At 71.3% G+C, this 24,228-nt stretch carries 21 protein-coding genes, 1 tRNA gene and 2 pseudogenes; 11 read left to right on the top strand and 13 right to left on the bottom strand.

The annotated features are described in order from the left end of the window. The first annotated feature begins 108 nt into the window (after positions 1-108). The 4 genes from R2S09_RS16940 to R2S09_RS16925 all read left to right on the top strand — a co-directional run bounded on the left by R2S09_RS16940 (position 109) and on the right by R2S09_RS16925 (position 4,733). Positions 109-1,974, top strand: a complete 1,866-nt coding sequence (locus R2S09_RS16940) for a glycoside hydrolase family 15 protein (RefSeq protein WP_316741834.1) — start codon at positions 109-111, stop codon at positions 1,972-1,974. Then, entirely contained in the window at positions 1,971-3,401 is a 1,431-nt protein-coding gene (locus tag R2S09_RS16935; protein WP_316741833.1) for a glucose-6-phosphate dehydrogenase, read from the top strand. The genes R2S09_RS16940 and R2S09_RS16935 overlap by 4 nt, the downstream gene beginning before the upstream one ends. A gap of 85 nt (positions 3,402-3,486) precedes the next feature. Next, positions 3,487-3,996, top strand: coding sequence for a gluconokinase (locus R2S09_RS16930; RefSeq protein ID WP_316741832.1), 510 nt, complete (start codon positions 3,487-3,489; stop codon positions 3,994-3,996). 98 nt (positions 3,997-4,094) lie between these two features. Continuing rightward, complete coding sequence (locus R2S09_RS16925) at positions 4,095-4,733, top strand: class I SAM-dependent methyltransferase (protein ID WP_316741831.1); 639 nt, start codon at positions 4,095-4,097, stop codon at positions 4,731-4,733. Between the two features lie 21 nt (positions 4,734-4,754). On the opposite strand, the gene R2S09_RS16920 is transcribed toward R2S09_RS16925, so the two are convergent. Further along, a complete protein-coding gene (locus R2S09_RS16920) occupies positions 4,755-5,153 on the bottom strand; it encodes a DUF6234 family protein (RefSeq protein WP_316741830.1) in 399 nt (132 codons plus the stop codon). A gap of 672 nt (positions 5,154-5,825) precedes the next feature. On the opposite strand from R2S09_RS16920, the gene R2S09_RS16915 reads away from it, so the two are divergent. Both R2S09_RS16915 and R2S09_RS16910 read left to right on the top strand, forming a co-directional pair. Continuing rightward, a complete protein-coding gene (locus R2S09_RS16915; protein WP_306186774.1) occupies positions 5,826-7,010 on the top strand; it encodes a PP2C family protein-serine/threonine phosphatase in 1,185 nt (394 codons plus the stop codon). Positions 7,011-7,074: 64 nt separating this feature from the next. Then, positions 7,075-7,440: a DUF5134 domain-containing protein gene (locus R2S09_RS16910; RefSeq protein ID WP_316741829.1), complete on the top strand. Its 366-nt coding sequence runs from the start codon at positions 7,075-7,077 to the stop codon at positions 7,438-7,440. Positions 7,441-7,848: 408 nt separating this feature from the next. Here the strand turns inward: R2S09_RS16910 and R2S09_RS16905 are convergent, their stop codons facing one another. The 4 genes and pseudogenes from R2S09_RS16905 to R2S09_RS16890 all read right to left on the bottom strand — a co-directional run bounded on the left by R2S09_RS16905 (position 7,849) and on the right by R2S09_RS16890 (position 11,094). Continuing rightward, positions 7,849-8,817 (bottom strand): cytochrome c oxidase assembly protein, encoded by a 969-nt coding sequence (locus R2S09_RS16905; protein WP_316741935.1) that lies wholly within the window; start codon positions 8,815-8,817, stop codon positions 7,849-7,851. A gap of 10 nt (positions 8,818-8,827) precedes the next feature. Continuing rightward, positions 8,828-9,034, bottom strand: a pseudogene (locus tag R2S09_RS16900) (deferrochelatase/peroxidase EfeB); the annotation flags it as partial. A gap of 10 nt (positions 9,035-9,044) precedes the next feature. Further along, on the bottom strand, positions 9,045-9,257 hold the full coding sequence (locus R2S09_RS16895; protein WP_316741946.1) for a hypothetical protein: 213 nt from the start codon (positions 9,255-9,257) through the stop codon (positions 9,045-9,047). Between the two features lie 40 nt (positions 9,258-9,297). Next, positions 9,298-11,094 (bottom strand): copper resistance protein CopC, encoded by a 1,797-nt coding sequence (locus R2S09_RS16890; protein ID WP_316741828.1) that lies wholly within the window; start codon positions 11,092-11,094, stop codon positions 9,298-9,300. Positions 11,095-11,432: 338 nt separating this feature from the next. Between R2S09_RS16890 and R2S09_RS16885 the strand changes: the two are divergent. Further along, a pseudogene (locus tag R2S09_RS16885) lies at positions 11,433-11,651 on the top strand (tyrosine-type recombinase/integrase); the annotation flags it as partial. Between the two features lie 301 nt (positions 11,652-11,952). On the opposite strand, the gene R2S09_RS16880 reads toward R2S09_RS16885, so the two are convergent. Then, positions 11,953-12,026 (bottom strand) — tRNA-Thr (locus R2S09_RS16880). Between the two features lie 250 nt (positions 12,027-12,276). Between R2S09_RS16880 and msiK the strand changes: the two genes are divergently transcribed. The 3 genes from msiK (at position 12,277) to R2S09_RS16865 (ending at position 15,293) form a co-directional block, all read left to right on the top strand. Further along, on the top strand, positions 12,277-13,413 hold the full coding sequence (gene msiK / locus R2S09_RS16875) for a diacetylchitobiose ABC transporter ATP-binding protein MsiK (RefSeq protein WP_306186781.1): 1,137 nt from the start codon (positions 12,277-12,279) through the stop codon (positions 13,411-13,413). Positions 13,414-13,665: 252 nt separating this feature from the next. Beyond that, positions 13,666-14,115 (top strand): hypothetical protein, encoded by a 450-nt coding sequence (locus R2S09_RS16870; RefSeq protein ID WP_189906003.1) that lies wholly within the window; start codon positions 13,666-13,668, stop codon positions 14,113-14,115. A 446-nt stretch (positions 14,116-14,561) separates the two neighbouring features. Further along, positions 14,562-15,293 carry a nucleotidyltransferase family protein gene (locus R2S09_RS16865; protein ID WP_316741824.1) on the top strand — a complete coding sequence of 244 codons (732 nt, stop codon included), beginning with the start codon at positions 14,562-14,564 and terminating at the stop codon, positions 15,291-15,293. Positions 15,294-15,364: 71 nt separating this feature from the next. Here R2S09_RS16865 and R2S09_RS16860 read toward each other — a convergent pair whose 3' ends face one another. The 7 genes from R2S09_RS16860 to R2S09_RS16830 all read right to left on the bottom strand — a co-directional run bounded on the left by R2S09_RS16860 (position 15,365) and on the right by R2S09_RS16830 (position 22,582). After that, positions 15,365-17,212: a DoxX family protein gene (locus R2S09_RS16860; protein ID WP_316741822.1), complete on the bottom strand. Its 1,848-nt coding sequence runs from the start codon at positions 17,210-17,212 to the stop codon at positions 15,365-15,367. A gap of 151 nt (positions 17,213-17,363) precedes the next feature. Beyond that, the gene (gene rlmB / locus R2S09_RS16855) at positions 17,364-18,302 is read right to left on the bottom strand and encodes a 23S rRNA (guanosine(2251)-2'-O)-methyltransferase RlmB (RefSeq protein ID WP_316741820.1); all 939 of its coding nucleotides are present in this window, start codon (positions 18,300-18,302) and stop codon (positions 17,364-17,366) included. A 131-nt stretch (positions 18,303-18,433) separates the two neighbouring features. Continuing rightward, the gene (gene cysS, locus R2S09_RS16850) at positions 18,434-19,834 is read right to left on the bottom strand and encodes a cysteine--tRNA ligase (RefSeq protein WP_306186790.1); all 1,401 of its coding nucleotides are present in this window, start codon (positions 19,832-19,834) and stop codon (positions 18,434-18,436) included. Between the two features lie 139 nt (positions 19,835-19,973). Then, entirely contained in the window at positions 19,974-20,378 is a 405-nt protein-coding gene (locus tag R2S09_RS16845) for a PPOX class F420-dependent oxidoreductase (RefSeq protein ID WP_316741818.1), read from the bottom strand. Between the two features lie 63 nt (positions 20,379-20,441). Continuing rightward, a complete protein-coding gene (gene ispF / locus R2S09_RS16840) occupies positions 20,442-20,966 on the bottom strand; it encodes a 2-C-methyl-D-erythritol 2,4-cyclodiphosphate synthase (protein ID WP_306186793.1) in 525 nt (174 codons plus the stop codon). Beyond that, positions 20,956-21,744 (bottom strand): 2-C-methyl-D-erythritol 4-phosphate cytidylyltransferase, encoded by a 789-nt coding sequence (gene ispD, locus R2S09_RS16835; RefSeq protein WP_306186794.1) that lies wholly within the window; start codon positions 21,742-21,744, stop codon positions 20,956-20,958. Before ispD ends, ispF begins: the two co-directional genes overlap by 11 nt. A 355-nt stretch (positions 21,745-22,099) precedes the next feature. Further along, the gene (locus R2S09_RS16830) at positions 22,100-22,582 is read right to left on the bottom strand and encodes a CarD family transcriptional regulator (protein WP_003953493.1); all 483 of its coding nucleotides are present in this window, start codon (positions 22,580-22,582) and stop codon (positions 22,100-22,102) included. 805 nt (positions 22,583-23,387) lie between these two features. Here R2S09_RS16830 and R2S09_RS16825 point away from each other — a divergent pair. Further along, positions 23,388-24,092 carry a DUF461 domain-containing protein gene (locus R2S09_RS16825; RefSeq protein ID WP_306186795.1) on the top strand — a complete coding sequence of 235 codons (705 nt, stop codon included), beginning with the start codon at positions 23,388-23,390 and terminating at the stop codon, positions 24,090-24,092. Positions 24,093-24,228 lie beyond the last annotated feature (136 nt).

Here is a 24,228-nt window from a genome sequence, read left to right as displayed (position 1 = left end):
AGTGGCAGAAGTGAGGGCTGCGCCGGACGCCAGAGCCGACAGCCGAAGCCCGTCCGGACCCGCGCGGCGTGCCGGGCGGTACTGCCGGCTCTGCGGAAGCGAGGAGCCATGCACGATCCCGACCCCCCGTTCCGGCCGGTCCGCAAGCGGGAAGGCCATCTGCCGCTGGAGGACCTCGGCCTCGTCGGAGACGGTACGACGGCCGCGCTCGTCGGCCTGGACGGCTCGATCCCGTGGATGTGCCTCCCCCGGTTCGACTCCGACCCCTTGTTCTGCGGCCTGCTCGACCACGCACACGGCGGGCACTTCACCCTCGCGCCGGAGGACCTGGTGGAGGCCCGGCAGCGCTACGAGCCCGACACCGGCGTACTGACGACCGAGCTGCGCAGTACCACCGGCCTTGTGCGCATCACCGACGCGCTGCCCCTGCGCCCCGGCGCCGACCTCACCGACGACCTGTCTGCCGGCCGGTGCCAGCTCGTCCGCTCAGCCGTGGTCCTGTCCGGGCACGTCCGCCTGCACGTCGCTGTGGAGCCCCGCGGCGGCGGCACGGCGCAGGCCTTGTTCAGCGGTCTCGAAGTCAGATCCTCACGGCGGCCCGACCTGCGCCTGCACCTGCGCTCCAACCGCCCCCTGACCGGCCTGAGCACCACCCACGACCTGAGCCAGGGCGAACACCTCGACCTCCTTCTGTCCTGGGGCCGCTTCCACCGCCACCACCGATACGAAGCCGACGCGATGCTGGCGGACACCGCCGACGCATGGCGGCGATGGATGAAGCACTTCGCCTACTCCGGGCCGCAGGAGGCACTGGTCCGACGCGCCGCCATCACCCTGAAGCTCTGCGACGACTGGGCCAACGGCGCCCTGGTCGCGGCGCCCACCTCCTCCCTGCCCGCACCGCTCGGCGGAATCCGCAACTGGGACTACCGCTACGCCTGGATCCGGGACGCCGCCTACGCCGTGTTCGCCCTGCGGCGTATCGGCTTCACCGGCGAGGCGGACGCCTTCCTGGGCTGGGTCCTCGACGCCGTCGAGCAGAGCCGCAGCCCGCGCATCATGTACACCCTCGACGGCGGCCTCGTACCCGACGAGATCGAGGACAGCGAGTTGGAGGGATACCGGCGCTCCGCCCCCGTGCGCTGGGGCAACGGAGCCGCCGACCAGCGCCAGCACGACGTCTACGGCGAGATCCTCGACTGCGCCGACCAGTGGCTGCGCACCGACCAGTGGCTGCGCGAGGGCAGACAGGTACAGCCCGCGCTGTGGGCGGGCCTGGCGGGGCTGGCCGACACCGCGGAGCAGGCCTGGCGCCAACCGGACCAGGGCATCTGGGAGATGCGCAACGAGGGCCGGGCGTTCACCTACTCGGCCGGAATGTGCCAGGTGGCCCTGGACCGGGCCGCCGCCATCGGTGAACGGCTCGGCCTGCCCGGGCGGACCGCGGCCTGGCGGGCCTCGGCCGACCGGCTGCGCCAGGTCATCCTCGAGGAGTCCTGGGACGAGGACGCCCAGACGCTCAGCGCGCACCTGGACGGCGGCGGCGTCCTGGACGCCAGCCTGCTCGCACTCCCCATGCGCCACGTGGTGCCCGCCCACCACCCGCGGATGGCGGCGACCACCACCGCCGTCGCCGAGCGCCTGTCGGCCGGTGACGGCCTGCTCCACCGCTACCTGCACCAGGAGTCGCCCGACGGCATCCCGGGCGACGAGGGCGCCTTCGTCCTGTGCAGCTTCTGGCTGGCCGACAACCTCACCGCCCAGGGCCGGATCGACGAGGCCGAGGAGCTCTACACCTCGCTGTGCGCCCGCGCCAGCCCGCTCGGGCTGCTGCCGGAACAGATCGACCCCGTCTCCGGAGAGTTCATGGGCAACTTCCCCCAGGCATTCAGCCACATCGGTGTCATCGCCAGCGGCGTGAACCTCGCCCGGGCGAGGGCAGGAGCCCTGGCAACGGCAGGCGCCCTGACATGATCGACCGGCTTGCCGTCTTCGGCGCGACGGGAGACCTCACCGCTCGCTACCTCCTGCCCGCCCTGGCCGCGCTGCGGGCCGCGGGACACCTCCACGGCGGCTTCCGGCTCACCGGCGCGAGCAGGGAGGACTGGGACGGCAACCAGTACCGCGCGTGGGTCACCGAGCAACTCGACCGTCACGGCGCCTTCTGCCGCGCCGACGCCAGAAGGGCCGTCGCCGCCTCGGCCCACTACCGGCAGGCCGACGTCACCGACCCCTCGGACGTCGCCGCGGTCGTCGCCGGCGACGACCCGGTCGCCGTCTACCTCGCGCTGCCCCCCGCGCTCTTCCCCCACATGGTCACCGCCCTGCATGACGCGGGTCTGCCACTGGGCAGCCGGATCGTCCTGGAGAAACCGTTCGGCGAAGACCTGGCGAGCGCGCGGGAACTCAACCTGCTGCTCGCCGGACTCGTCCCCGAACAGGCGGTGTTCCGGGTCGACCACTTCCTCGCCATGACCACCGTCCAGAACGTGCTCGGAAGCCGGCTCGCCAACCGCGTCCTGGAACCCCTCTGGAACAGCACCCACATCGCGGAAGTGGAGATCGTCTGGGACGAGACCCTCGCCCTGGAAGGCCGGGCCGGCTACTACGACGGCGTCGGCGCGCTGAAGGACATGGTGCAGAACCACCTGCTGCAACTGCTGTGCCTCGTGGCCATGGAACCCCCGATCACCCTCGGCGAGCGGGACCTGCGCGACCGGAAGGTCGACGTCCTGCGGTCCGTACGGCTCCTCACCGACTACGACATCGCGCACCGCACCCGCCGCGCGCGCTACCTGTCCGGCCGGCCCGGCGACCACACCGTCCCCGCGTACGTCGACGAGGAGGGCGTGAACCCCCGGCGGCACACCGAGACCTTCGCGGAGGTCGAACTGGAACTCGACAGCTGGCGCTGGTCCGGGACGACGTTCCGGCTGCGCAGCGGCAAGGCGCTCGGACAGGACCGCAAAGAGGTCGCGGTGCGCTTCCGCTCCGTCCCCCACCTGCCCTTCGGCCACGAAGGAGAGGCCCTGCCCAACGTGCTGCGCTTCGGGCTGGAGCCGGAAGACATGACCCTCGACATGACGGGCATCGGCTCACGCGCCCAGGCCCTCACCCCGCTCTCGCTGACCGCGCAGATGGAACCGCCCGCTCTGCCCGCCTACGGCCGGCTCCTCCTGGACGTCATGAGAGGCGATCCGGCCCTGTCCATCCGTGGTGACGAGGCCGAGGAGGCATGGCGGGTCCTGACGCCGGTCCTGGACGCCTGGGAAAGGGACCTCGTCCCGCTGCGGGAGTACCCGGCCGGCTCCGACGGTCCGCCTCCCCGGCCTCTCGAAGGCGAACAACGGCCGCGCGGCGCCCTGTTGCATCCCGAAGCGACACCGGACGATGCGGCCTGACAGCCCTCACCGCCCTGCGGGGCCGTACAGCCATGGCAGCAGCGAGACGGCCTTCGGCGCCGAGCGTCGTCGGTCCCCGTGCGTCGTGGTCACGGGCGTCGCCGGCGTCGGCAAGACGACGGTGGCCCGTCTGCTCGCCAAGAGGCTGAACGTCCCGTTCGCGGACGGCGACGACTTCCACTCCCCGGCCGGCATCGCCAAGATGTCCGCCGGTACACCGCTCGACGATGCCGACCGCTGGACCTGGCTGGAGTCCATCGGCCGCTGGCTGCACGAGCGTGACGCGGCGGGCACCGGCGCGGTGGTCGCCTGCTCCGCACTCAAGCGGCGCTACCGGGACATCCTGCGGGCGGCCTGCCCGAGCGCCTTCTTCCTGCACCTGACGGCCACCCGCGAGCTGCTGGCGGACCGCCTCGGCCGGCGCACCGGCCACTTCATGCCGCCATCGCTCCTCGAATCACAGCTCGCCGCGCTCGAACCCCTGGAACCGGACGAGCGGGGAACCGAACTCGACACGACACCGCCTCCCGACACCCTCGCCGCCCTGGCCGCGGACCTGCTGGCACGGCAGGGCAGCCGTGACGCCACCCCTTGAACCGAACCCGTGCCCGCACACCGGCGCGTCCCGGCGGTCCTGCGGCACTTGGAGAGCACACGGGCGGCCCGGGAGCCCCCCGCCGGTAATCTTCGGCCATGGACGATCAGGTGACCCCGAACTCCGAGAACCGCCGTCCGGCCAGGGGAACCGCCGGCTATGCGGAGTCGGCGGACGCGCTGGCCGTTCAGTACGAGGAGGTCACCTTCGAGGCGGTGCACAGCGCCGTGCTGCACTTGGTCCCTGCCGAGCCCGGCCGCATCCTGGACGTGGGCGCGGGAACGGGGCGCGATGCCGCAGCGTTGGCGGCCCGCGGACACCACGTCGTCGCCGTCGAGCCGACTGCGGAACTGCGGGAGCATGGACAGCGGATTCATCCGGACAGCACCATCGACTGGGTCGACGACACTCTTCCGGAGCTGGTGCTGAACCAGGGCCGGTTCGACGCGGTCTTCGCCACCGCCGTGTGGATGCACCTGGACGCCGAGGAACGCCGCCGGGCGATGGCCAGGATCGCCGCTCTCGTGATACCCGGCGGCCTCTTTTTCGTGAGCCTCCGTCACGGCCCCGTGCCGGAGGGCCGTCACATGTTCGACGTCTCCGCCTCCGAGACAGCCGAGTTCGGCAACGCCCACGGGCTCCGGACGGCCCACCTCGGCGAACGCGCCGACCTGCACGGGCGCCCCGGCGTCCGGTGGAGCTGTCTGGTACTGCGGTCGACGGGCACCGAAGAGTGACAGGCCCCTCGCCCCGCTGTCTCAGCAGTTCGCGCTGTAGCGGACACAACCGGGTGAGGGGGAGTGGCTGTGGTCCCACTCCTGCTGCGCGGCCGTCAGCGCCCCGCCCGCCAGAAGGGCCACCAGCAAATGCGCGATCACCGTCCAGCGGGCGCGGAAGACTCCCGCGAGAGCCGCCAGCCCGAGTACGACGATCAGCAGCGTCCGCACCCGCTCGATGTGCGCGAGGCCGGCCGCGTCGATCCGCGCCCGGTCGCCCTGCGCTGCCCATACCTCCAGGCCGAAGCCGTAGATCCAGTCCAGCACCAGCCACGCCGTCTCCAACAAGAACAGCGGGATCGCGAGGCCGAGATCCAGCCCCAGGCGTGTCCTGCGCGACCAGGGCCACCGGCGCCCCGGGGCGGAAAGCGTGTCGGTCATGGACGCAGAGTGCCGCGGCCGGTGCCGACGCGCATGAGCACCCGTACTCAGCCCCCCTCCGCACGGCACCGCATGCGGCGGGAGAAGCCCCAGTTCAGGGCCGATGTTCCAGAGCCCCCTGTCGGATTCGAACCGACGACCTTCGCTTTACAAGATCCTCCCTGTACCTCGCAGGCCACGCCCTCGGAGCTCGGACGTGGCCTGCGAGGTGCAGAGATGCGTCTCGATGGACGGCAACGTGCAGTTGCGTTGCCGTCAACGGCTGCCGTCAGGCTTCATGGGGACCCAAGGCGTGCGCATTACGAGTTGTCCGATCTTGTTCCGGAAACGTCCACCGTCATTCGCCGCGCTACCTACGCCCCTGGTCAGAGGGAGCGACGGACTTCGACGAGGCCACGACGTCTTCGTGCCGAACGCGATCAGACCCGCTGTCACCTTGAGTTGCGGCCACCTGGCCGAACGAGAAGGGCGACCTGGCAGGCCAGCGGACTTGGCCGATGGAGCCGCACACGTCCACGTCACCAGGTGAGAGCCACACTGGGCTTAGCCGAGCGGCGCCGAGCAGGATCGATCGTGGTCTTCTACGGTGGAAGGGGCACGCACGAAAGGCCGGCGCAGGACAGCAGGTGAGTGGCCTTGACCGATCCCAAAGCCCCCAGTACCGACAAGGTCATGAGCGAGCTGGTGCAAGCCTTTCATGAGCTGGCTCCCGAAGATCTACCGGAACTGTTGCAGCGGCACTACGAGGCACTGGGGATCACTGGGCTGACCGCCTACTGCGCCGACCTGCGGCAGGAGTACCTGATCGCTCTCCCGGGCAGCCGGGGAGACACCACCCCGCTACCCATCGACTCCAGCTTGGGAGGCTGGGCGTACCGAACCGTCTCGCTGCGTATCGCCGAGAGCGGCAACGGCAAGCTGGCTCTGTGGCTGCCCGTGATCGACGGCATCGAACGAATCGGCGTTCTGGGTGTGGAGGTGGCGAACCTCAACGCTGACGTCCTGGAGCGTTGCAGGGCCCTGGCCTCTCTTATCGCGTTCGTCCTGATCAGCAAGGGAACTCACAGCGACGGCTACGCCAATCTGCAGCGCAGGCAGCAGATGGAGCTGCCGGCGGAGATGGTCTGGGCCTTCCTCCCGCCCAAGAGCATAGGCACGCCTTATGTCACCTCCACTGCCATCCTGGAACCGGCCTACAACCTGGGGGGTGACGCCTTCGACCATGCTCTGCAGGGCGACGTCCTGCATGCGGCGATCGTCGATGCCATGGGGCACGACCTGTACGCAGGACTGACCTCCTCCGTTGCACTGGCCGCCTGCCGCAACGCCCGCCGTAGTGGTGCGGAACTTTCCAGCATCATTGGCACTATCGATGCATCAATACACGAGGCGTTTCCCAACCGCTTTGCAACCGGTGTATTCCTGCACGTCCAGCGAACTACAGGACAGCTCAGCTGGGCCAATTGCGGCCACCCCCAGCCACTCCTGCTCCGCCGCCAAGAGGTCGTCCCTGCTGCTTTTGACAGCCCTGCCGAGCTGCCTCTCGGGTGGGGCCCGCTGCATCCGGACGTTCCTCGGCGCGTCCACTCCATGCAGCTGGAACCCGGAGACCGCGTTCTGTGCTACACCGACGGCGTCGTCGACGCCCGGTCTTCAGCCGGCGAACCTTTCGGAGAAAAGCGCTTCGTCGACTTCATCCTCCGCGCCACCGCAGCCGGCGAACCCGCATTCGAAGTCCTGCGCCGTCTCGTGCACGCCATCCTCGACCACCAGCAGCAGCACCTCACAGACGACGCCACCATCCTGCTCTTCGAATGGCACCCCACAGGCACCCACAGGTTCCCCGCCACACTGTGAAGCGACTCCCGTCCGGACCTATCCCGCTGCCAGCTGACCTCAGGCACTGCCGCACGGCCCGGGAATGCTCTGCGGTGGTCGGGCGCTACCGGCGCGCCCCACGCTCGATGCGGCGGCCATGGCCTACATGGCGGTTCTGATGGCGGTCGCAGCCGGCGGCGCCACCGGAGCGATGGCGGGCATGGACCACGGCCGTGCCACGATGGGTCCGCCCCCGGTGAACCTGGCGTTGCTGGGCTACTACGTCCCCTACGTGATGCGGGTCGGGACTCGGCTCGCGCCCGCGTCGGCCGTCGAATGCGCCACCACGTCGTCGGTGCCGGGTGGGCCGGTCCGTGCTTCGTCCAGCGTCTGGCAGGCGCCGGTGGTTGGCACGGCATGCCGTCTGTCGCTGGCCATCGGCATGCTCGCGATGGTGTTGGCGATGTGAGCAGTTCGGCCGAGCAGCCGGACCGCACCCGCCTGAGGAGAAGACGGTGGGCACCCCGGACGCACCTGTGTCCATCGGCAGACGCCTGGGCCGCACGGCGTAGCGGACGCGCAGATGGTGGTGGCGCGACTGGACGGCCTACGGTGGCCGGCCAGTGCGCGACGGGTGCAGACGCTGGTCGGCGCACGACTGGGGGCACTTCGGATGCGAGCCTGTCGCGTGGCCCGGCTGTCCGCGACCGGGAACCGTGTGGACGGTTTGAGTCGGCGACTGGCCACCGCGGCGTCCCCCATGCGGTCGGCGATTCTCATCGCCCGCTTCTCCGTTTTCACTCGGCGACGACCATCTGTTTCTTGTGCCTGGTCTGGCGGTTGGCGCTGACAGTGGCCAGGCCTGGCCGTTCGGGGATTAGTTGTCGCGGGTGGCGAGGCGGGTGAGGTAGGCGTTGTAGGCGGTGAGTTCTGCGTCGTGGTCGCGGTCGGCCTGGCGGTCGGTGCGGGCGGCGGTGCGGCGGTCGCTGCCGGCCCACTGGACGAGCAGGGCCATCAGCACGAGCAGGGTGGGGATCTCGCTGAAGGCCCAGGCGATGCCGCCGCCGGTGTTCTGGTCGGCGAGGGGGCTGAGGTGCCAGGCGGCCGGGGGGAGGGCGAAGAAACCGGCGATGAGGGTGCTGGACATCATCACGGCGATGCCGAAGAAGGCGTGGAAGGGCATGCCGATGAACAGCTCCAGCAACCGCAGCAGGTGGGAGGGGCGGCGGGGTGCGGGGTCGAGGATGGGCCAGAAGAACAGCAGGCCGGTCACCAGGAAGTGGGCCAGCATCCACTCGTGGCCGAGCCAGCTGCTCATGAGGAGGTCGAACAGCGGTGTGGAGTACAGGCCGTAGAGACTGGCGATGAACAGCGGCAGGGTGAACAGCGGGGAGGAGACCACCCGCGCCAGACGGCTGTGCAGGAGCCGGGTGAGTACCTCCCGGGGGCCGGTGCGGCCGTGCCCGGCGGTGGGCAGGGCCCGCAGGGCGAGGGTGACGGGGGCGCCGAGCAGGAGCAGGATCGGGGAGAGCATGGCGAGCACCATGTGTTGCACCATGTGGACGCTGAGCATGCCCATGCCGTAGCCGCCCACGCCGGTGCAGGTGACTTCGGCGACGGTGAGCACGCCGGTCGTCCACAGCAGGGTGCGGTGGAGCGGCCACCGGTCACCGCGGCGCCGCAGTCGCCATACGGCCGAACCGTAGAGGGCCAGGGCGAGCAGACAGGCGAGAGGTTCCACCGGCAGTGGCTGGGGATGCCAGGCCAGTAGCCGTTCCAGGGTCGGTGGTGCGGTGGGCATCCACATCGGCCCGCTCATGTGCATGCGCATGCCGGTGTGATCCATACCGTGCATGTCATCCCTCCAGCAGGTGTTGGCCGACGTACTGGTCCGGTGCGGCGCCGCCCGGGACGGCGAAGACGGCGCTGGACTCGTGGCGGATGAAGCGGGTGAGGTGGTCGGCCCCGTCGAGCTTGGTCTGCACCTTGATGAAGGAGGCGGGGTCGGCCTGCCAGGCGACGAACAGCAATCCGGCGTCCGGCCGGCCGTGGGTGTCGAGACCGGCTCCCGTCTCACCAGGTTGCCCTCCTCCTGCCGGTCGGCCGTGCCCCGCGCCGTACACGTACGGCGAGGAAGCCCCCGCCGACGATCACGACGACGGCAACCGCTGCTACGGCCAGTGCCGCGCCGCGGCCGAGCCCCAGGATCGTGCCGCCCGTACTCGCGCCGGTGTCCGTGGCCGGCGCCGACAGGCTCAGGGTCTTGCAGGCAGCCGGAGCGGTCACCGCCTGTGCACCGTCGACGACCACTCGCGGCGCACGGCGGTCATCGCCCGATCGTCACGGTCTTCTCCACGGTGACCTGGTCGATGTCGGAGACGCGGACGGTGGCCCTCATCGTCCAGGTCCCGGCGACCGGGAGGTTGAGTGTGTCGCTGCCCCAAAAGCCACGTTCGTCGGCGAGTTGTGCGTCCAGCGGGCCGATCCCCCGGTCGGCATCGGTGAAGGTGAGCCGCAGTTCGGGGATGGCGACGGGGCTGCCGTCGGCTCCGTAGACGATCGCCTCGACCACGTTCCGGCCGGCCCGGCCCGGTTCGAGGGTGACCTGGACCTTGCCGCGTCCGGCGAGGGTGCTCTTGCCGGTGTCGTACGGAATCAGGGTCAGGTTCACGTCGGGCTGTCCGGGCACCTTGCTCGCTGTGGTGGCGGTCTCGTCGGCGGCCCGGCCCGTCTGGGTGCCCGTCAGTCCGGTAGTGAGCACGAGGACCACCACGCCGACCGTCACCTCGGCCAGCACGGAGCGGCGCAGCCCGCGCCGGGGCGCCTGCGGACCGGGCCCCGTCGTATCGCTCTCGTCGGCCGGGGAGGGGAGAGGAGTCCCGCCGCCGCCCGCCGCGACCAGCACCCGTTCCTTCTCTTTCACGTGCAGCAGCCGGGCCGTCCAGCGCCGGGAGTACGACGCCGCCAGCAGCATCAGCATCACGGCCCAGACCTTGAACGCCAGGATCCTGCCGTAGACGGTGGTGAACGCCTCCCAGGAGCCCAGCCCACGCCACGACTGGTACACGCCGGTTGCGGCCAGCACGGCCACCGCCGTCAGGGCGATGCGGGAGAAGCGGGCGACGGCGACGGGCGGCAGCGGGTCCTCGGCCGGTGCCCGGTACAGCACGACCAGCAGTGCCGTCAGGCCGCCCAGCCACACGGCCATGGCCAGCAGATGCAGTACGGACGAGGTCACGGCCACGGGCACCTGGATCCCGACGGATGCGTGCTCCGCTGCCGCCCAGGTCGACGCGAGGCCGAGGGAGAGCACACCGCCTGCTGCGACGACACGCCGAGTGGGCTTCGACTCCGGCAGCCGGTGGCGCACCAGCGCGGCCACCGCCAGGACGAGAACCAGGCGGGCCAACAGGGCGATCCCCGGGCGACTTTCCGCCGTCCGCCGCAGCAACCCCAGGTCGAAGACCCTGGTGAGCCCGTCGTCACCGTCGTAGGGCCCGCGCAACAGCACCAGCGCGACCGTGGACAACAGCAGTGCCCACCATCCGATCAGGAACGGCCGGCGCACCACCCGCACGGACGTGGCCGTGGGCCAGCAGGCCATGACGAACACACCGATGCCGATCAGCAGCGCCAGACCGCCGTAGGCGACGTAACGGCCGACGCCGTACAACGCCTCGACAGCAGGATCCACGGCAGGCGCGGCAGCGGCGGAGGCCCGGGTCGCCGACGGTTCGCCGACGGAGAACGTGAAGGCGCCCGACACGGCGTGAGTGTCCGCCGACACCACCCGCCAGGACACGGTGTACGTGCCCTGTCCCAGACCACTCGTCAGCGCCACTTGGGCAGTGTTGCTCCTGCCACCCGCATGGTGGGGATCGCCCGCCGTGACCGGACGGCCGTCGGGATCGAGCACTCGCATGGAGTCCTCGACGAGAGCGACCGACTCGTCGAACGTCGCTGTGACCTGTTTCGGCGCGCTTTTCACCACGGTGCCGTCGCGCGGGTCGCTGCCGGTCAGCACCGCGTGCGCCGAGGCGGGCGCCGCACCTGCGAGGAGAACGCCGACAAGCACGGCGATCAACGCGAGGATCGAGCCGAGCGTGTGCCTGCCGTCGTTCACGTGTCGTCGCACCACCGTCGTCTCTCCGGGTTTCCGGCTCCTGGATCAATATGTACGTGCGGACCCCGTGCTGCGCTCACCCGACGTCGCCTGGCGGCTGCACGGGATCGGTCCGGCACACTTCGGCCACGCCTCTTTGATGTCCTTCGGTTCACCGGGCGGGTTCTGTGGGTGCTACAGGGAGGCGCGCAGGCCCTCCAGGACGAGCGAGAGCAGCGCCGTGTCCAGCTCGGTGGCCTTGACGGCGGCTCGCCCCTCGGCGTTCCGACACGGTCAAGGCCCTCACGCGGCACCGCGTCCAGCAGGACGAGGACCGCGAGGAGTGGGACAGCGCCTGGGTGGAGACCGGCCGTGTCTTCACCGAGGAGAACGGCGAGATGCTCCACCCCGCCAACGTCACCCGCCGCTTCACGGAGCTGTACGAGGAGATCGGCCTGCCTCCGATCCGGCTCCACGACCTCCGCCACGGCGCGGCGACGCTCGCCCACGCGGCCGGGGCCGACCTGAAGGACTTCCAGGAGATGCTCGGCCACTCCTCGATCGCCATCACGGCGGACACGTACACGAGCCTGCCGCCCGAGGCGGACCGCGCGATCGCTGAGGCCGCCGCACGCCTGGTCCCGCGCGCCCGCCGGCCGGGTGATGCCGAAACGGCCGAGACCGAACCTGAGGCCGCGCACAGCGTGGAATCCGGCGCCGAAGACATGCCGAATGATGCCGGGGAATCCGCAGCCCAGCCCGGCCATGGCGACGCATCCACTCACGCACCGCTCACGCAAACGGCCCCGGACCGAAGGAGTCCGAGGCCGAACAGAACGTCTCGCCTGGGAGAAAGCCCAGTCAGAGCGGGTTTTCCAGAGCCCCCTGTCGGATTCGAACCGACGACCTTCGCTTTACAAGAGCGGTGCTCTGACCAGCTGAGCTAAGGAGGCCTGCACGCGCGTACCGCGTGCGTGCCTGTGCAGTGTACCCACGTACCGGTGCGGGCCCGTCGAAAATTTCCGCGAAGTTCACAGGCCCTCAAGTGCTGACAGACCAGGTGAACGCCAGGTACCGTCCTGTGCCAGTTCACCTGTGTGGACTACACCACAACGGAACCACGCGGAAACACCCGTAGTGGCACCACCTTCCTACAACGGATCGTCCGGCACGTTCCTGCCGGTAGAAGGGGGCCCATTCACCATGGCCACTGTCACGTTCGACAAGGCGACCCGGATCTACCCGGGTTCCGACAAGCCCGCCGTCGACGGCCTCGACATCGACATCGCGGACGGCGAGTTCCTCGTCCTGGTCGGCCCGTCCGGTTGCGGAAAGTCCACCTCGCTACGGATGCTCGCGGGCCTGGAGGACGTCAACGGCGGCGCCATCCGGATCGGTGACCGTGACGTCACCCACCTGCCGCCGAAGGACCGGGACATCGCCATGGTGTTCCAGAACTACGCGCTGTACCCGCACATGACGGTCGCCGACAACATGGGCTTCGCGCTCAAGATCGCCGGCGTCAACAAGGCGGAGATCCGGCAGAAGGTCGAGGAGGCCGCGAAGATCCTCGACCTCACGGAGTACCTGGACCGCAAGCCCAAGGCGCTCTCCGGTGGTCAGCGCCAGCGTGTCGCCATGGGCCGCGCCATCGTGCGTGAGCCGCAGGTGTTCCTCATGGACGAGCCGCTGTCCAACCTGGACGCCAAGCTCCGCGTCTCGACCCGTACGCAGATCGCCTCGCTGCAGCGCCGTCTCGGCATCACCACCGTCTACGTCACCCACGACCAGGTCGAGGCCATGACGATGGGCGACCGGGTGGCGGTCCTCAAGGACGGTCTGCTCCAGCAGGTCGACTCGCCGCGCAACATGTACGACAAGCCGGCCAACCTCTTCGTCGCCGGCTTCATCGGCTCGCCCGCCATGAACCTGATCGAGGTGCCGATCACCGACGGCGGTGTGAAGTTCGGCAACAGCGTGGTGCCGGTCAACCGGGACGCGCTCAAGGCCGCCGCCGACAAGGGTGACCGCACCGTGACCGTGGGTGTGCGCCCCGAGCACTTCGACGTGGTCGAGCTGAACGGCGGCGCCGCCGCCTCCCTGTCGAAGGACAGCGCGGACGCCCCGGCCGGCCTCGCCGTCTCCGTGAACGTGGTCGAGGAGACCGGCGCCGACGGCTACGTCTACGGCACCGTCGAGGTCGGTGGCGAGCGCAAGGACCTGGTCGTCCGCGTCAGCAGCCGTTCGGTCCCGGAGAAGGGCTCCACGCTGCACGTCGTGCCGCGGCCGGGCGAGACCCACGTGTTCTCGACCTCGACGGGCGAGCGGCTCTCCGACTGACGCCGCCGAAGCTGCCTCCTTCCGGCTGAAACCCCGGGACAACCCCGGGCGATTCACCCGGGTTGACGACTGTTGCCGAGAAGGGCCCCGCGACCTGCCGCGGGGCCCTTCTCGTCGTTCCCGAAATACCCCGGCGCACAGGACATTTCGAGCAGTGTGCGTCAACACGTCACCAGGAGAAAGGGCTGCCCCCGTCCCCCGAAGAGGTGACTAAATGTCGCCAAATCATTACCGAGCGATACGCTCCCTCGCGTGAAGCACTCCACCACCCAACCCACGCGACGCGGCCGGGGCCCCGCCCGCCGGATCGGCCGCACCCTCGCCCTCGTCCTGCCCGTCGTCCTGGTGCTCTCCGGGACCCTCGCGGTCACCCGAGTCAACTGGTCGGGGAACCCCTCGAACTCGGTGCTCACCGCGTCCGACGCGTCCGCGGCCGATGTCGCCGGCCACGCCCGCGCCCCGCAGGACGTGCTGCGCGACCAGCTGCTGACCGAGTTGCAGGAGAAGAACCCGGGCGTCGCGCTGACCCACCTCCAGGAGGCGGTCAACGGCCGCCCGTCACTGGCCCGGCACTGCGCCTCGATCGCGCGCACCCTCGGCCGCGCGGCGGTTCGCATCTACGGCCCGTCCCGCGCCCAGTCCTACGCCCGCCCCGTCTGCGACACCTCCTTCGCCTCCGGCGTCCTGACAGCCCACAGCTGAGCCCGGCGCGACCGCGCGGGGCGACCGCACGGGGCGGCTCCGCCGCCCCAGCAGCCCCAGTCGCCTCAGCCACCCCAGCCGGTCCCGACGCACGGGCCCCGGGTGGTCGCACCGGGCCGGGGCCCGGGTGGTCCCGCCGCCCGGGCCCCGGCCCGGGCGAGCCCGGGCCGGCTCGCCTCCGCAGGGCCTCGCAGAGCCTGGAGTGAGGCGTCGCTCAAGGCCTCGCTGCGCGCCGGGCCCGGCCGTCCGGGCCTCGTCTGCCGACGGGGTGATGCCCGAGGGGGTCACCAGGGGCCCGTACGGTCCTCACCCACCGTGGGCCCGCCGCGCACGGGACGCCTCGCTCCCCGGACGGGCCGAGGCCCTTCCCCCTCGGCCCGTCCGGCGGTCTGCGCTCCGTCCCGGGGCGGTCCGTGGCGCGGTGGGGTGGGACGTACAGTTCGGGCATGACCCATCCGAATGCGGCGTCCCGCCCCGCTCAAGCCGTCGTCCTGGCCGGTGGCCAGGGGTCCCGGCTGCGCCCCTACACCGACGACCGGCCCAAGCCGATGGTCGAGATCCCCGGCACGGGCACCCCGATCATCGGCCACCAGCTCGCCTGGCTCGCCGAGGAGGGCGTCACGGACGTGGTGGTCTCCTGCGGCCATCTCGCCGAGGTTCTTCAGGAGTGGCTGAAGTCGGCGACGCTGCCCGTCAACGTGACCACCGTCGTGGAGTCCGAGCCGCTCGGCCGTGGCGGCGGTCTGCGGTTCGCGGCCGCTCACCTGCCGCACCCGGACAGGCCCTGGTACGCCACCAACGGCGACATCTGGACCCGTTTCTCGCTGCGGGACATGGCGGACTTCCACACCGAGCGGGACGCGGTCGCGACCCTCGCGCTGGCCCGCCCGCGCCTTCCGTGGGGCGCCGTGCAGACGGACGGCTTCGGCCACATCACGGACTTCATCGAGGCCCCGCCGTCGACCGTCGAGGTCAATGCGGGCGTCTACGTCTTCTCCCCCGAGTTCGCCGGACTGCTCCCGGAGCGCGGCGACCACGAGCGCACCACGTTCCCGCGGCTGGCCCGCGAGCGCCGGCTGGCCGGCTTCCCGATTCCGCAGGGCGCCTACTGGCGTGCCATCGACACCGCGAAGGACCTGACGGAGGCCGCGAAGGAGCTGGACGCGCTGGGACGGTGACCTCGTGAGCCACGAGGCGGGCCCCGCACCGCCGTCAGGTGCGGGGCCCTCCTCGTCCGTCCGGGCGCGGGTCAGCCCAGCAGGCCGCCCACCAGGCCCGGCTGCCCGGAGGAGGAGCCGCCGCCGTCGGAGCCGCCCGAGCCGGAGCCGCCGGCCGATCCCGCGCCGCCGGTCGCGGTGCCCCCGGAGGTCGGGCCCGCGCTGGTGCTGGGCGCCTGCTGCACCGGGGAGGAGTGGCGCGGCGGCACCTGCCCGGTGCCCTGGGTCTGGCTGGGGGAGCCGCCGGTGGCGGTACCGCTCTCCCGGGTCCTGCCCGGTGTCGTCGCGGGGCTGCCGGAGGGGCCCGCCGACGCGCCCCGGTGGCTCGGCGAGGTCGAGGCCGACGGGGACTTCTCGTTCCCCTGCCGGTCGCCGGACCGGTCGGGGAGCGGCGAGCCGGGCAGTTCGTTGCGCGGGGCCTCCCCGGGCCCGGGCACGACCACACGGTCGGCGTCGCGCACCGCGCCGCCGAGCAGCGAGCCGACGAGCAGGGTGAGGCCGGTGACGAGCACCGTGAGCAGGGCGCCGCGGCGCAGCACGAACCGGCGCAGCGCCCAGATGTCGGAGCGCGGGCCGAGTCGCCGCCAGGCGGAGGCGGCGAGCCGGCCGTCGATGGAGTACACAGGGGCGCCGGCGATGATCAGCGGGGACCAGGCGGCGAGGTAGATGATGTCCGGGGCGTCGTAGACGGGTACGGTCCGCCAGCTGACCGTGACGATCAGCGCGGCCGAGAGCAGTGCCCCGACCACCGCGGCGACCCGCTGCCAGCAGCCCAGGACCGTCAGGACGCCGACGATGACCTGGAGGAAGGCGATGACCAGGCCGGAGCCGACCGGGTGCTGGAGCGCGAACTGGCGCAGCGGCTCGGCGACGTCCCAGGGGTGCAGCGCGTTGAGCCACTTGACCATGGAGCCGCGTTTGCCGCCGTCGAAGTAGAGCGGGTCGCACAGCTTGCCCATGCCGGCGTAGACGGAGACGAAGCCGAGGAAGATGCGCAGCGGGAGCAGGACGACGCCGAGGTTCATCCGGCGGCCCGGGTAGTAGGCGTGGCGTGCCGGGTCGTCGCCGTGCCGTCTGCCGTGTCGGCGCTCGCCCCCGGCGGCCGGGTCCTCGTGGTCGTCGTAGGCGTCGTGGTCACCGGGGCGGAAGTCCGCGAGGCCGTCCTCCGCGAAGCCGGCGTCCGGGTCGTCGTCCGCGAAGTCGTCGGGGCCGTAGGGCGGTTGGCCGTACGGCGGCCGGGCGTAGGCGGAGTGGTCGTGGGGCGGTGTGCCGGTGCCCGGCTCCGCGTACCCGGTGCGGCCGTACGCCGCTTCGCCGTACGCGGGCTCCTCGTACCCGCCGCCTGCGGGCCGCATGTGCGGCAGCAGCCGGGTCCCGCCGGGTTCCGGGCCGCGCTGGGCGCCGACGACGGGGGTCTCCACCGTCCGGTCGAGGTCGTCGTAGGCGGCGGCGCCCGGGCCGTGGCCGGGTGCGCCGATGCGCGGGATGACCTGTGTGGCCCCGGGGTCGGCGGAGCGCTCCTCGGCGTGCCGCACGCTGCCGCTGCGCACGGCCTGGAGCAGCCGGTGGGCGCCGGTGTCGTCGGGGGCGGACTTGCCGCTCCAGACGACCGGGCGGCGGTGCGGCGCACCCTGGGCCCGGCCCGCCGCGCCGACGACCGGCATACGGGCGGTGTTGTCGGTGGCGCTCAGGTGCGGGGCGATCCGCAGGGACCGGGTGCGCCGCGAAGCGGCGCCCAACTGCACGCGGAAGCTCGCGTGAGTGACGATGACCTGCGCCGGATCGCTCGGCACCTTCACCATGCTCAGCGCGGGAGCGTCGTCGTATCCCGACGAGCGGTCCCCCGTGGGTGTGCGGGGTGTTCTGGTGTCCACACTCATCTAACCGAGTGACGAGGAGTTAGGACACTGCCTTGACCCGTCGGATCTGTCCGGGCCGCGTCAAGGTTGCACCGAACGCCCGGTTTTACCCGTGCGGGTGAACACGCGGACTTTTGTTCGAGCCCGCTGCCGGCCGGAGGCCGGCCCTCGCTCAGCCGCGCCGGCGCGCCGCCTCGTAGAGCACGATCCCGGCCGCGACACCGGCGTTCAGCGACTCCGCCCCGCCCGGCATCGGGATCCGCACCCGGACGTCGCAGGTCTCGCCGACGAGCCGGGACAGGCCCTTGCCCTCGCTGCCGACGACGATGACGACCGGGCCCTCCAGGGCGTCCAGGTCGCCCAGTTCGGCCTCGCCGTCCGCGGCCAGGCCGACGACCGTGACGCCCGCCTTCTTGTACGCCTCCAGGGCGCGCGTGAGGTTGGTGGCGCGGGCCACGGGCGTACGGGCGGCCGTACCGGCGGAGGTCTTCCAGGCGCCCGCGGTCATGCCGGCCGCGCGCCGCTCCGGGACGACCACGCCGTGCCCGCCGAAGGCGGAGACCGAGCGGACGACCGCGCCGAGGTTGCGCGGGTCGGTCACCCCGTCGAGCGCGACGATCAGCGGGTCCTCGCCCGCGTCGGCGGCGGCGTCGGCCAGGTCCTCGGGGTGGGCGTAGTCGTACGGCGGGACCTGGAGGACCAGGCCCTGGTGGTTGAGCCCGTTCGTCATCCGGTCCAGCTCGGGACGCGGCGCCTCCATGAGGTTGATGCCGCCGCGCTCGGCCGCGAGCTGCAGCGCCTCGCGGACCCGCTCGTCGTTGTCGATGAACTGCTGGACGTACAGCGTGGTGGCGGGCACGCCCTCGCGCAGCGCCTCGACGACCGGGTTGCGGCCGACGACCAGCTCGGCGGACGACTTGCCCGCACCGCGGCGCTGCGGGCGCCCCTGGGTGCGGCGGGCCTTCGACTGCGCGGCGCGCTGCTTGGCGTGTCCCTTGCGCATCTCGGCGGGGGGCGTGGGGCCCTTGCCCTCCAGGCCCCGGCGCCGCTTGCCGCCGCTGCCGACCTGCGCGCCCTTCTTGCCGGACATGCGGCGGTTGTTCGCGGCCATGACCTACCTGTCTCTTCGAACTTGTCGAACTTGCGTACGTACGTCTATGAAGTGTGCCGCCCGGACGGCCGGGCGGCACAGTCGGTCTTCCCCGGCTCTTCGCCGGTGCCCCACACCGGCCTCCGGCCGGCTCAGCGGGGGCCGAGGCTCCAGCGGGGGCCCTGCGGGCTGTCCTCGATGACCAGTCCGGACTGGTTGAGCTGGTCGCGGATGGCGTCCGCCGTCGCCCAGTCCTTGCGGGCGCGGGCGGCCTCGCGCTGGTCCAGCACCATGCGGACCAGGGAGTCGACCACCCCGTGCAGGTCCTCGCCGCGGTCGCCGTCCTCGCCGGCCCAGTGCTCGTCGAGCGGGTCGAGGCCGAGGACGCCGAGCATGGCCCGCACCTCGGCGAGCCGGGCCACGGCGGCCTCCTTGTCGTCGGCGGCCAGCGCGCTGTTGCCCTGCCGGACGGTGGTGTGGACGACCGCGAGCGCCTGCGGCACGCCCAGGTCGTCGTCCATCGCCTCGGCGAAGGCGGGCGGCACCTGCGCGGACGGCTCCACCGGGCCGGCCTTCTCCACCACGCGCTGGATGAAGCCCTCGATCCGGGCGAACGCGGACTCGGCCTCGCGCAGCGCGTCCTCGCTGTACTCGATGGTCGAGCGGTAGTGGGGCGTGCCGAGGTAGTACCTGAGCACGATGGGCCGCCACTGCTTGACCATCTCGGAGACGAGCACCGAGTTGCCCAGCGACTTGGACATCTTCTCGCCGCTCATGGTGACCCAGGCGTTGTGCACCCAGTACCGGGCGAAGTCGTCGCCGTAGGCCTTGGCCTGGGCGATCTCGTTCTCGTGGTGCGGGAAGACCAGGTCCAGGCCGCCGCCGTGGATGTCGAAGGCGGAGCCGAGGTACTTGTGCGCCATGGCCGAGCACTCCAGGTGCCAGCCGGGGCGCCCGCGTCCCCACGGCGTCTCCCAGTCGGGCTCGCCGGGCTTGGCGGCCTTCCACATGGCGAAGTCGCGCGAGTCGCGCTTGCCGGTGATGCCCTCCTCGGGGGGCTGCCGCAGCTCGTCCAGGTCCTGCTTGGACAGCTCCAGGTAGGAGGGCCAGGAGCGGACGTCGAAGTAGACGCTGCCGTCGGCCTCGTAGGCGTGCCCGCGCTCGATGAGGGCGCGCATCATCTCGATCATCTCGGGGATGTGACCGGTGGCGCGGGGCTCGTAGGCGGGGGGCAGGCAGCCGAGCGCGGTGTAGCCGTCGTCGAAGGCGCGCTCGTTGTCGTAGCCGATGGACCACCAGGGGCGGCCCTGCTCGGCGGCCTTGTTGATGATCTTGTCGTCGATGTCGGTGACGTTGCGGATCAGCGTGACGTCGTAGCCGCGGTAGGCGAACCAGCGGCGCATGATGTCGAAGTTCAGTCCCGACCGGATGTGCCCGATGTGCGGGGCCGCCTGCACGGTGGCGCCACACAGGTAGATCGAGACGCAACCCGGCTTGATCGGGGTGAAGTCACGGATCTGCCGGGCGCTGGTGTCGTACAGGCGAATAGTCACCACTCCAGAGTAGTGGGCCGGGGGCAGTGCCTCGCGCCCCCTTGCCCACAAGCCCACGCTTTTGTGACCCGCCCCGGCGAAGGGGCGTCCGTGACCGGCCCCGGCGAAGGACGTCAGTCACCCACTCCGGCGGGGGGCGTCACAGGCTCCCGACCACCTTGCGCGGTGAGACCCGGACGATCACCCGCTCCGCGTCCTGGGAGGACGCCGGGTTGAACTCGGCGTACTTCTTGCCGGTGTACTTCAGGCTCAGCTCGTCGATGAGGTCCTGGCCGCCCTCCGTGGTCAGCTCGGCGGTGCCGCGGATCTCGGCGTACTCGTAGGGCGACCGGGGGTCCTGGACGACGATGCTGACGCGCGGGTCCCGGTCGAGGTTCTTCTTCTTGCGGCGGTCGACGGTGGTGGAGACGAGGAGGTCCTCGCCGTCCCGCTTCACCCACACCGGGGACAGCTGCAGGCTGCCGTCGGGCTGGATGGTGCCGAGGACGATGAAGACGGGACCGTCGAGCAGTGACTTGAGCCGGTCGGACAGGGCGGCGGGCATGGGGTACCTCCGTGACCTCGGTCAGTGTCGTCGGTGTGACTCTGCGGGTACCCTCGCACGCCGTCAGCTCACCCGCACCACGAGGGCCGTGGCCACCGCCATCAGACCCTCGCCCCGGCCGGGGAAGCCGAGCCCGTCCGTGGTGGCGCCGGAGACGGACACCGGCGCGCCGGCCGCCTCGGAGAGGATCTTCTGGGCCTCGTCGCGCCGCTTGCCGATCTTCGGGCGGGGGCCGACGACCTGCACGGCGACGTTCCCGATCCGGAAGCCCGCCTCGCGCACGATCCGCGCGGCCTCCGTCAGCAGCGTGACGCCGGACGCGCCGGACCACTCGGGGCGCCCGGTGCCGAAGTGCTGACCGAGGTCGCCCAGCCCGGCGGCCGAGAACAGCGCGTTGCACGCGGCGTGCGCGACGACGTCGGCGTCGGAGTGCCCGGCCAGGCCCGGTCCCTCGCCCTCCCACTTCAGGCCCGCGCACCACAGGTCGCGGCCGTCCTCGAAGGCGTGGATGTCGGTGCCGATGCCGACCTGGGGCAGCAGCGGCTCCACCGGCTCCACCGGCTGCGTCCCGGGGGTGTCAGTAGCCATCGTTGAGCCTCCTGCGGGCGAGCACCGCCTCGGCGAGGACCAGGTCCAGCGGGCGGGTGACCTTGAAGGCCTCCTCGTGGCCGGGCACGGCCACGACCCGCTCGCCGAGCTGTTCGACCATGCCGGCGTCGTCGGTGACGTTGTCGGTGACCGTCGCGTGGGCGCGCACCAGCGTGGCCCGGTCGAAGCCCTGCGGGGTCTGCACGGCGCGCAGCAGGGCGCGGTCGGGCGTGGCGACCACCGGTTCGGGCTCGCCCGGCGCCGCGGCCGGCTCCACCTGCTTGACGGTGTCCGCGAGCGGCAGCGCCGGTACGACGGCGGGTGCCCCCTCCCGTACGGCCTCGATGACCGCGTCGACGGTGTCCACCGGGACCAGCGGGCGGGCGGCGTCGTGCACGAGGACGATGTCGTGACCGGGCGGCACCGCCTCCAGGCCGAGCCGGACGGACTCCTGGCGGGACTCCCCGCCGGGCACGACCAGGAAGTCGGTCCTCCCCCAGCTGCCGCCGGGGGTGCCCCCGGGCAGCGCGTGCGCGTCGAGCAGCGACTTGACCTCGGCGGCACCGTCGGGCGGGGCGACGACGACGACCAGGGAGACGGCGCGGGAGGCGGCCATGGCGCGCACCGCGTGGACGAGCATGGGGGTGCCGCCCAGCGTGCGCAGCGCCTTGGGGGCGCCCGGGCCGAGGCGTACGCCCCGGCCGGCGGCCGGGATCACGGCGGCGACGGAGGTCCCGGGCTGGCCACCCGGGGGCGAAGGGCGCGAATCGTCAGACATCGGTTCCTGTCAGGTTTGTTGGCCGGCCTGGCATGGGTATGGCCACACCGTGCCGGGCGCGACGCCTCGACCGGACCCTTCCGTGACCTCGGTCGAGCCGACTGCCCGGGCCCGGCACACAGTATCGGGGGACTCTCCCCCGCCGTACGGCATGGACGTCACGCGCGTGGGTCGAACAGCCGGCCGCGTATGCGTACAGCCGATTCCGCCGGCCGATGCCGCGGTCACGCGGGCACGAACATGCCGAGCACGAACATGCCGCAGCGCCCGGCGACTGAAATCGTGTCATCGGGCACCGCGGCATGTTCGGTGTGCTGAGTGGGCTTGAGAGGCGAGTTGTCGTCGTCGCCTCGCGTCAGGACGCGAGGACCTCGTCGAGCAGGGCCTCGGCCTTGTCCTCGTTCGTGTTCTCCGCGAGGGCGAGCTCGCTCACCAGGATCTGGCGGGCCTTGGCGAGCATGCGCTTCTCTCCGGCGGAGAGTCCGCGCTCGCGCTCGCGACGCCACAGGTCACGCACGACTTCCGCGACCTTGATGACATCGCCGGAGGCGAGCTTCTCCAGATTTGCCTTGTATCGACGCGACCAGTTCGTGGGCTCCTCGGCGTATGGCGCGCGCAGCACCTCGAAGACCCGGTCCAGCCCGTCCTGACCGACCACATCACGCACGCCGACGAACTCCGCATTGTCCGCTGGCACACGCACCGTCAGGTCACCCTGGGCGACCTTCAGCACCAAGTAGGTCTTGTCCACGCCTTTGATCTGGCGAGTTTCGATGGCCTCGATCAGCGCGGCCCCGTGATGGGGATAGACCACGGTGTCGCCAACCTTGAACGTCATGTGACAGGTACCCCTTCCGTGGCTATCCAGGGTAACACGGATACGGCGTCTTCTGAATGGCGTTTTCGCAGGTCAGGGCATATCTCGGGGCTTGACAACAGCAACCGGGACGTGCTTCGGAAGGGTCCGGCGGGCCAAGGGGAAGCAGGTATTCGCAGGTCGGAGGGGCTCTCCGCACGGGGTGAAACGCGTACGTTACACACATCCGGGCGCCCCACCCAAACGGCTGAACGTCCCGTTTTGTCCGGTTCCATGTGCTCGACTTCCGCTACTCCGTTCGGTGAGCGGGGGCGGCTCCGGGACGAATCCGGAATTGATCACGGTCGCGCCGGAACGGCCTGCCGGGCCGGTGGTGATCAATTCCGCGCCGGCCCCGCATTCCTTCGGCCTTCCATCCGCCTTCCTTCGGCCTTCCATCCGCCTTCCTTCGCCCTTCCATCCGCCTTCCTTCGTCTTCCTTTGCCGGAAATGCGGGGGGAGCGGACGAGCGCGGATCACGGCGGCTATGCCACGGGGTAAGCCGACGGGTAAGCCCGCAGGTATGCAGGGGGACGCTTACGTGAATGGCGGACGACCATGCGGCCAATGCGGGCGGAGAGGCACTGAGAGGCACGAGGGGAGGCGCATTGAGAGCGCTCCCCCTCCGCGCGTGGGAGCGGTGTCCGGGTGCCCGGCGGCGCTGAGGGGCGGGTCGGGTGCAGGGCCGTGGGAACGGCTCGGTAACCTAAGGCCGCTGACAGACGCTTAGGGCGGCTTTATAAGGGGGCCGCTCTGTACCGCCCACGTTCAAGGAGTTGCCGCCGCCGTGAGCAGCAGCCTTCGACGCGGCGCCCTCGCCGCCGCCGCCATCGCGTTCTCGATCGCCTCGCTCGCCGCATGCGGCGCCGGCAACGATGCCCAGACGCTCGAAGTCAAGCCGGACAACGCGGCGACCACGGTCGGCGACATCAAGGTGCAGAACGCGGTGATCATCACCCAGCCCGGCACCCAGACCAAGGGCCCGGCCGTCGTCTCGGTGACCCTCTTCAACAACGGAAGCAACCCTCAGACGCTGGACGCCGTCCGCGTCGACGGCGACGGCACCGCCCAGATCACGCCCGCCTCGGGCAAGGGCAAGCTGACGATCCCGGCCCGCGGCTCGGTGGTGCTCGGCGGCAAGGGCAACGCCTCCGCCGCGCTGTCCAACCTCGGCTCGTCCGTGCAGGACGGCAACGCCCAGAAGATCACGTTCAGCTTCAGCAAGGCCGGTGACGTCAGCCTGCGCGCCTTCGTCGTCCCGGCCGAGAGCTACTTCGACAAGTGGGGCCCGAGCAACATCCCGGCGGTTCCGGGCGCCCCGGCCGACGCGACCGCGACCACCTCCGCCGGCGCCTCCGGCAAGCCCGAGCAGTCGAAGACGCCGTCGGAGACGCCGAGCGGTTCGGCCACGGCGTCGAGCTCGGCGGAGTCGGGCAGCGGCACGACGGCGAGCCCGAGCGACTCGGCGTCCCAGTCGGCCGCCGGCCACTGACACCGGCCGGCCACCCCGTCCCGGACACACCGAAGGACGGCACCCTCACGAGAGAGGGTGCCGTCCTTCGCCGTAGCGGCGCGTGCGGCGAAGGCACGCGTACACGGCGCACCCGGGTCCGGCTCGATCTTGGCGC

This window comes from Streptomyces sp. MK7 (genome assembly GCF_032658145.1).
Taxonomy (GTDB): domain Bacteria; phylum Actinomycetota; class Actinomycetes; order Streptomycetales; family Streptomycetaceae; genus Streptomyces; species Streptomyces spiralis.
Note: the sequence above shows the minus strand (reverse complement) of the source record. Positions and strands in the feature narration are given on the sequence as shown.

What these genes read in the sequence shown, in the direction of transcription:
- R2S09_RS16940 (WP_316741834.1), top strand. Translation starts at nt 109, where the DNA reads ATGCACGATCCCGACCCCCCGTTCCGGCCGGTCCGCAAGCGGGAAGGC.
- R2S09_RS16935 (WP_316741833.1), top strand. Translation starts at nt 1,971, where the DNA reads ATGATCGACCGGCTTGCCGTCTTCGGCGCGACGGGAGACCTCACCGCT.
- R2S09_RS16925 (WP_316741831.1), top strand. Translation starts at nt 4,095, where the DNA reads ATGGACGATCAGGTGACCCCGAACTCCGAGAACCGCCGTCCGGCCAGG.
- R2S09_RS16920 (WP_316741830.1), bottom strand. Translation starts at nt 5,153, where the DNA reads ATGACCGACACGCTTTCCGCCCCGGGGCGCCGGTGGCCCTGGTCGCGC.
- R2S09_RS16915 (WP_306186774.1), top strand. Translation starts at nt 5,826, where the DNA reads ATGAGCGAGCTGGTGCAAGCCTTTCATGAGCTGGCTCCCGAAGATCTA.
- R2S09_RS16910 (WP_316741829.1), top strand. Translation starts at nt 7,075, where the DNA reads ATGCTCTGCGGTGGTCGGGCGCTACCGGCGCGCCCCACGCTCGATGCG.
- R2S09_RS16905 (WP_316741935.1), bottom strand. Translation starts at nt 8,817, where the DNA reads ATGGATCACACCGGCATGCGCATGCACATGAGCGGGCCGATGTGGATG.
- msiK (WP_306186781.1), top strand. Translation starts at nt 12,277, where the DNA reads ATGGCCACTGTCACGTTCGACAAGGCGACCCGGATCTACCCGGGTTCC.
- R2S09_RS16865 (WP_316741824.1), top strand. Translation starts at nt 14,562, where the DNA reads ATGACCCATCCGAATGCGGCGTCCCGCCCCGCTCAAGCCGTCGTCCTG.
- R2S09_RS16860 (WP_316741822.1), bottom strand. Translation starts at nt 17,212, where the DNA reads ATGAGTGTGGACACCAGAACACCCCGCACACCCACGGGGGACCGCTCG.
- rlmB (WP_316741820.1), bottom strand. Translation starts at nt 18,302, where the DNA reads ATGGCCGCGAACAACCGCCGCATGTCCGGCAAGAAGGGCGCGCAGGTC.
- R2S09_RS16845 (WP_316741818.1), bottom strand. Translation starts at nt 20,378, where the DNA reads ATGCCCGCCGCCCTGTCCGACCGGCTCAAGTCACTGCTCGACGGTCCC.
- ispF (WP_306186793.1), bottom strand. Translation starts at nt 20,966, where the DNA reads ATGGCTACTGACACCCCCGGGACGCAGCCGGTGGAGCCGGTGGAGCCG.
- ispD (WP_306186794.1), bottom strand. Translation starts at nt 21,744, where the DNA reads ATGTCTGACGATTCGCGCCCTTCGCCCCCGGGTGGCCAGCCCGGGACC.
- R2S09_RS16830 (WP_003953493.1), bottom strand. Translation starts at nt 22,582, where the DNA reads ATGACGTTCAAGGTTGGCGACACCGTGGTCTATCCCCATCACGGGGCC.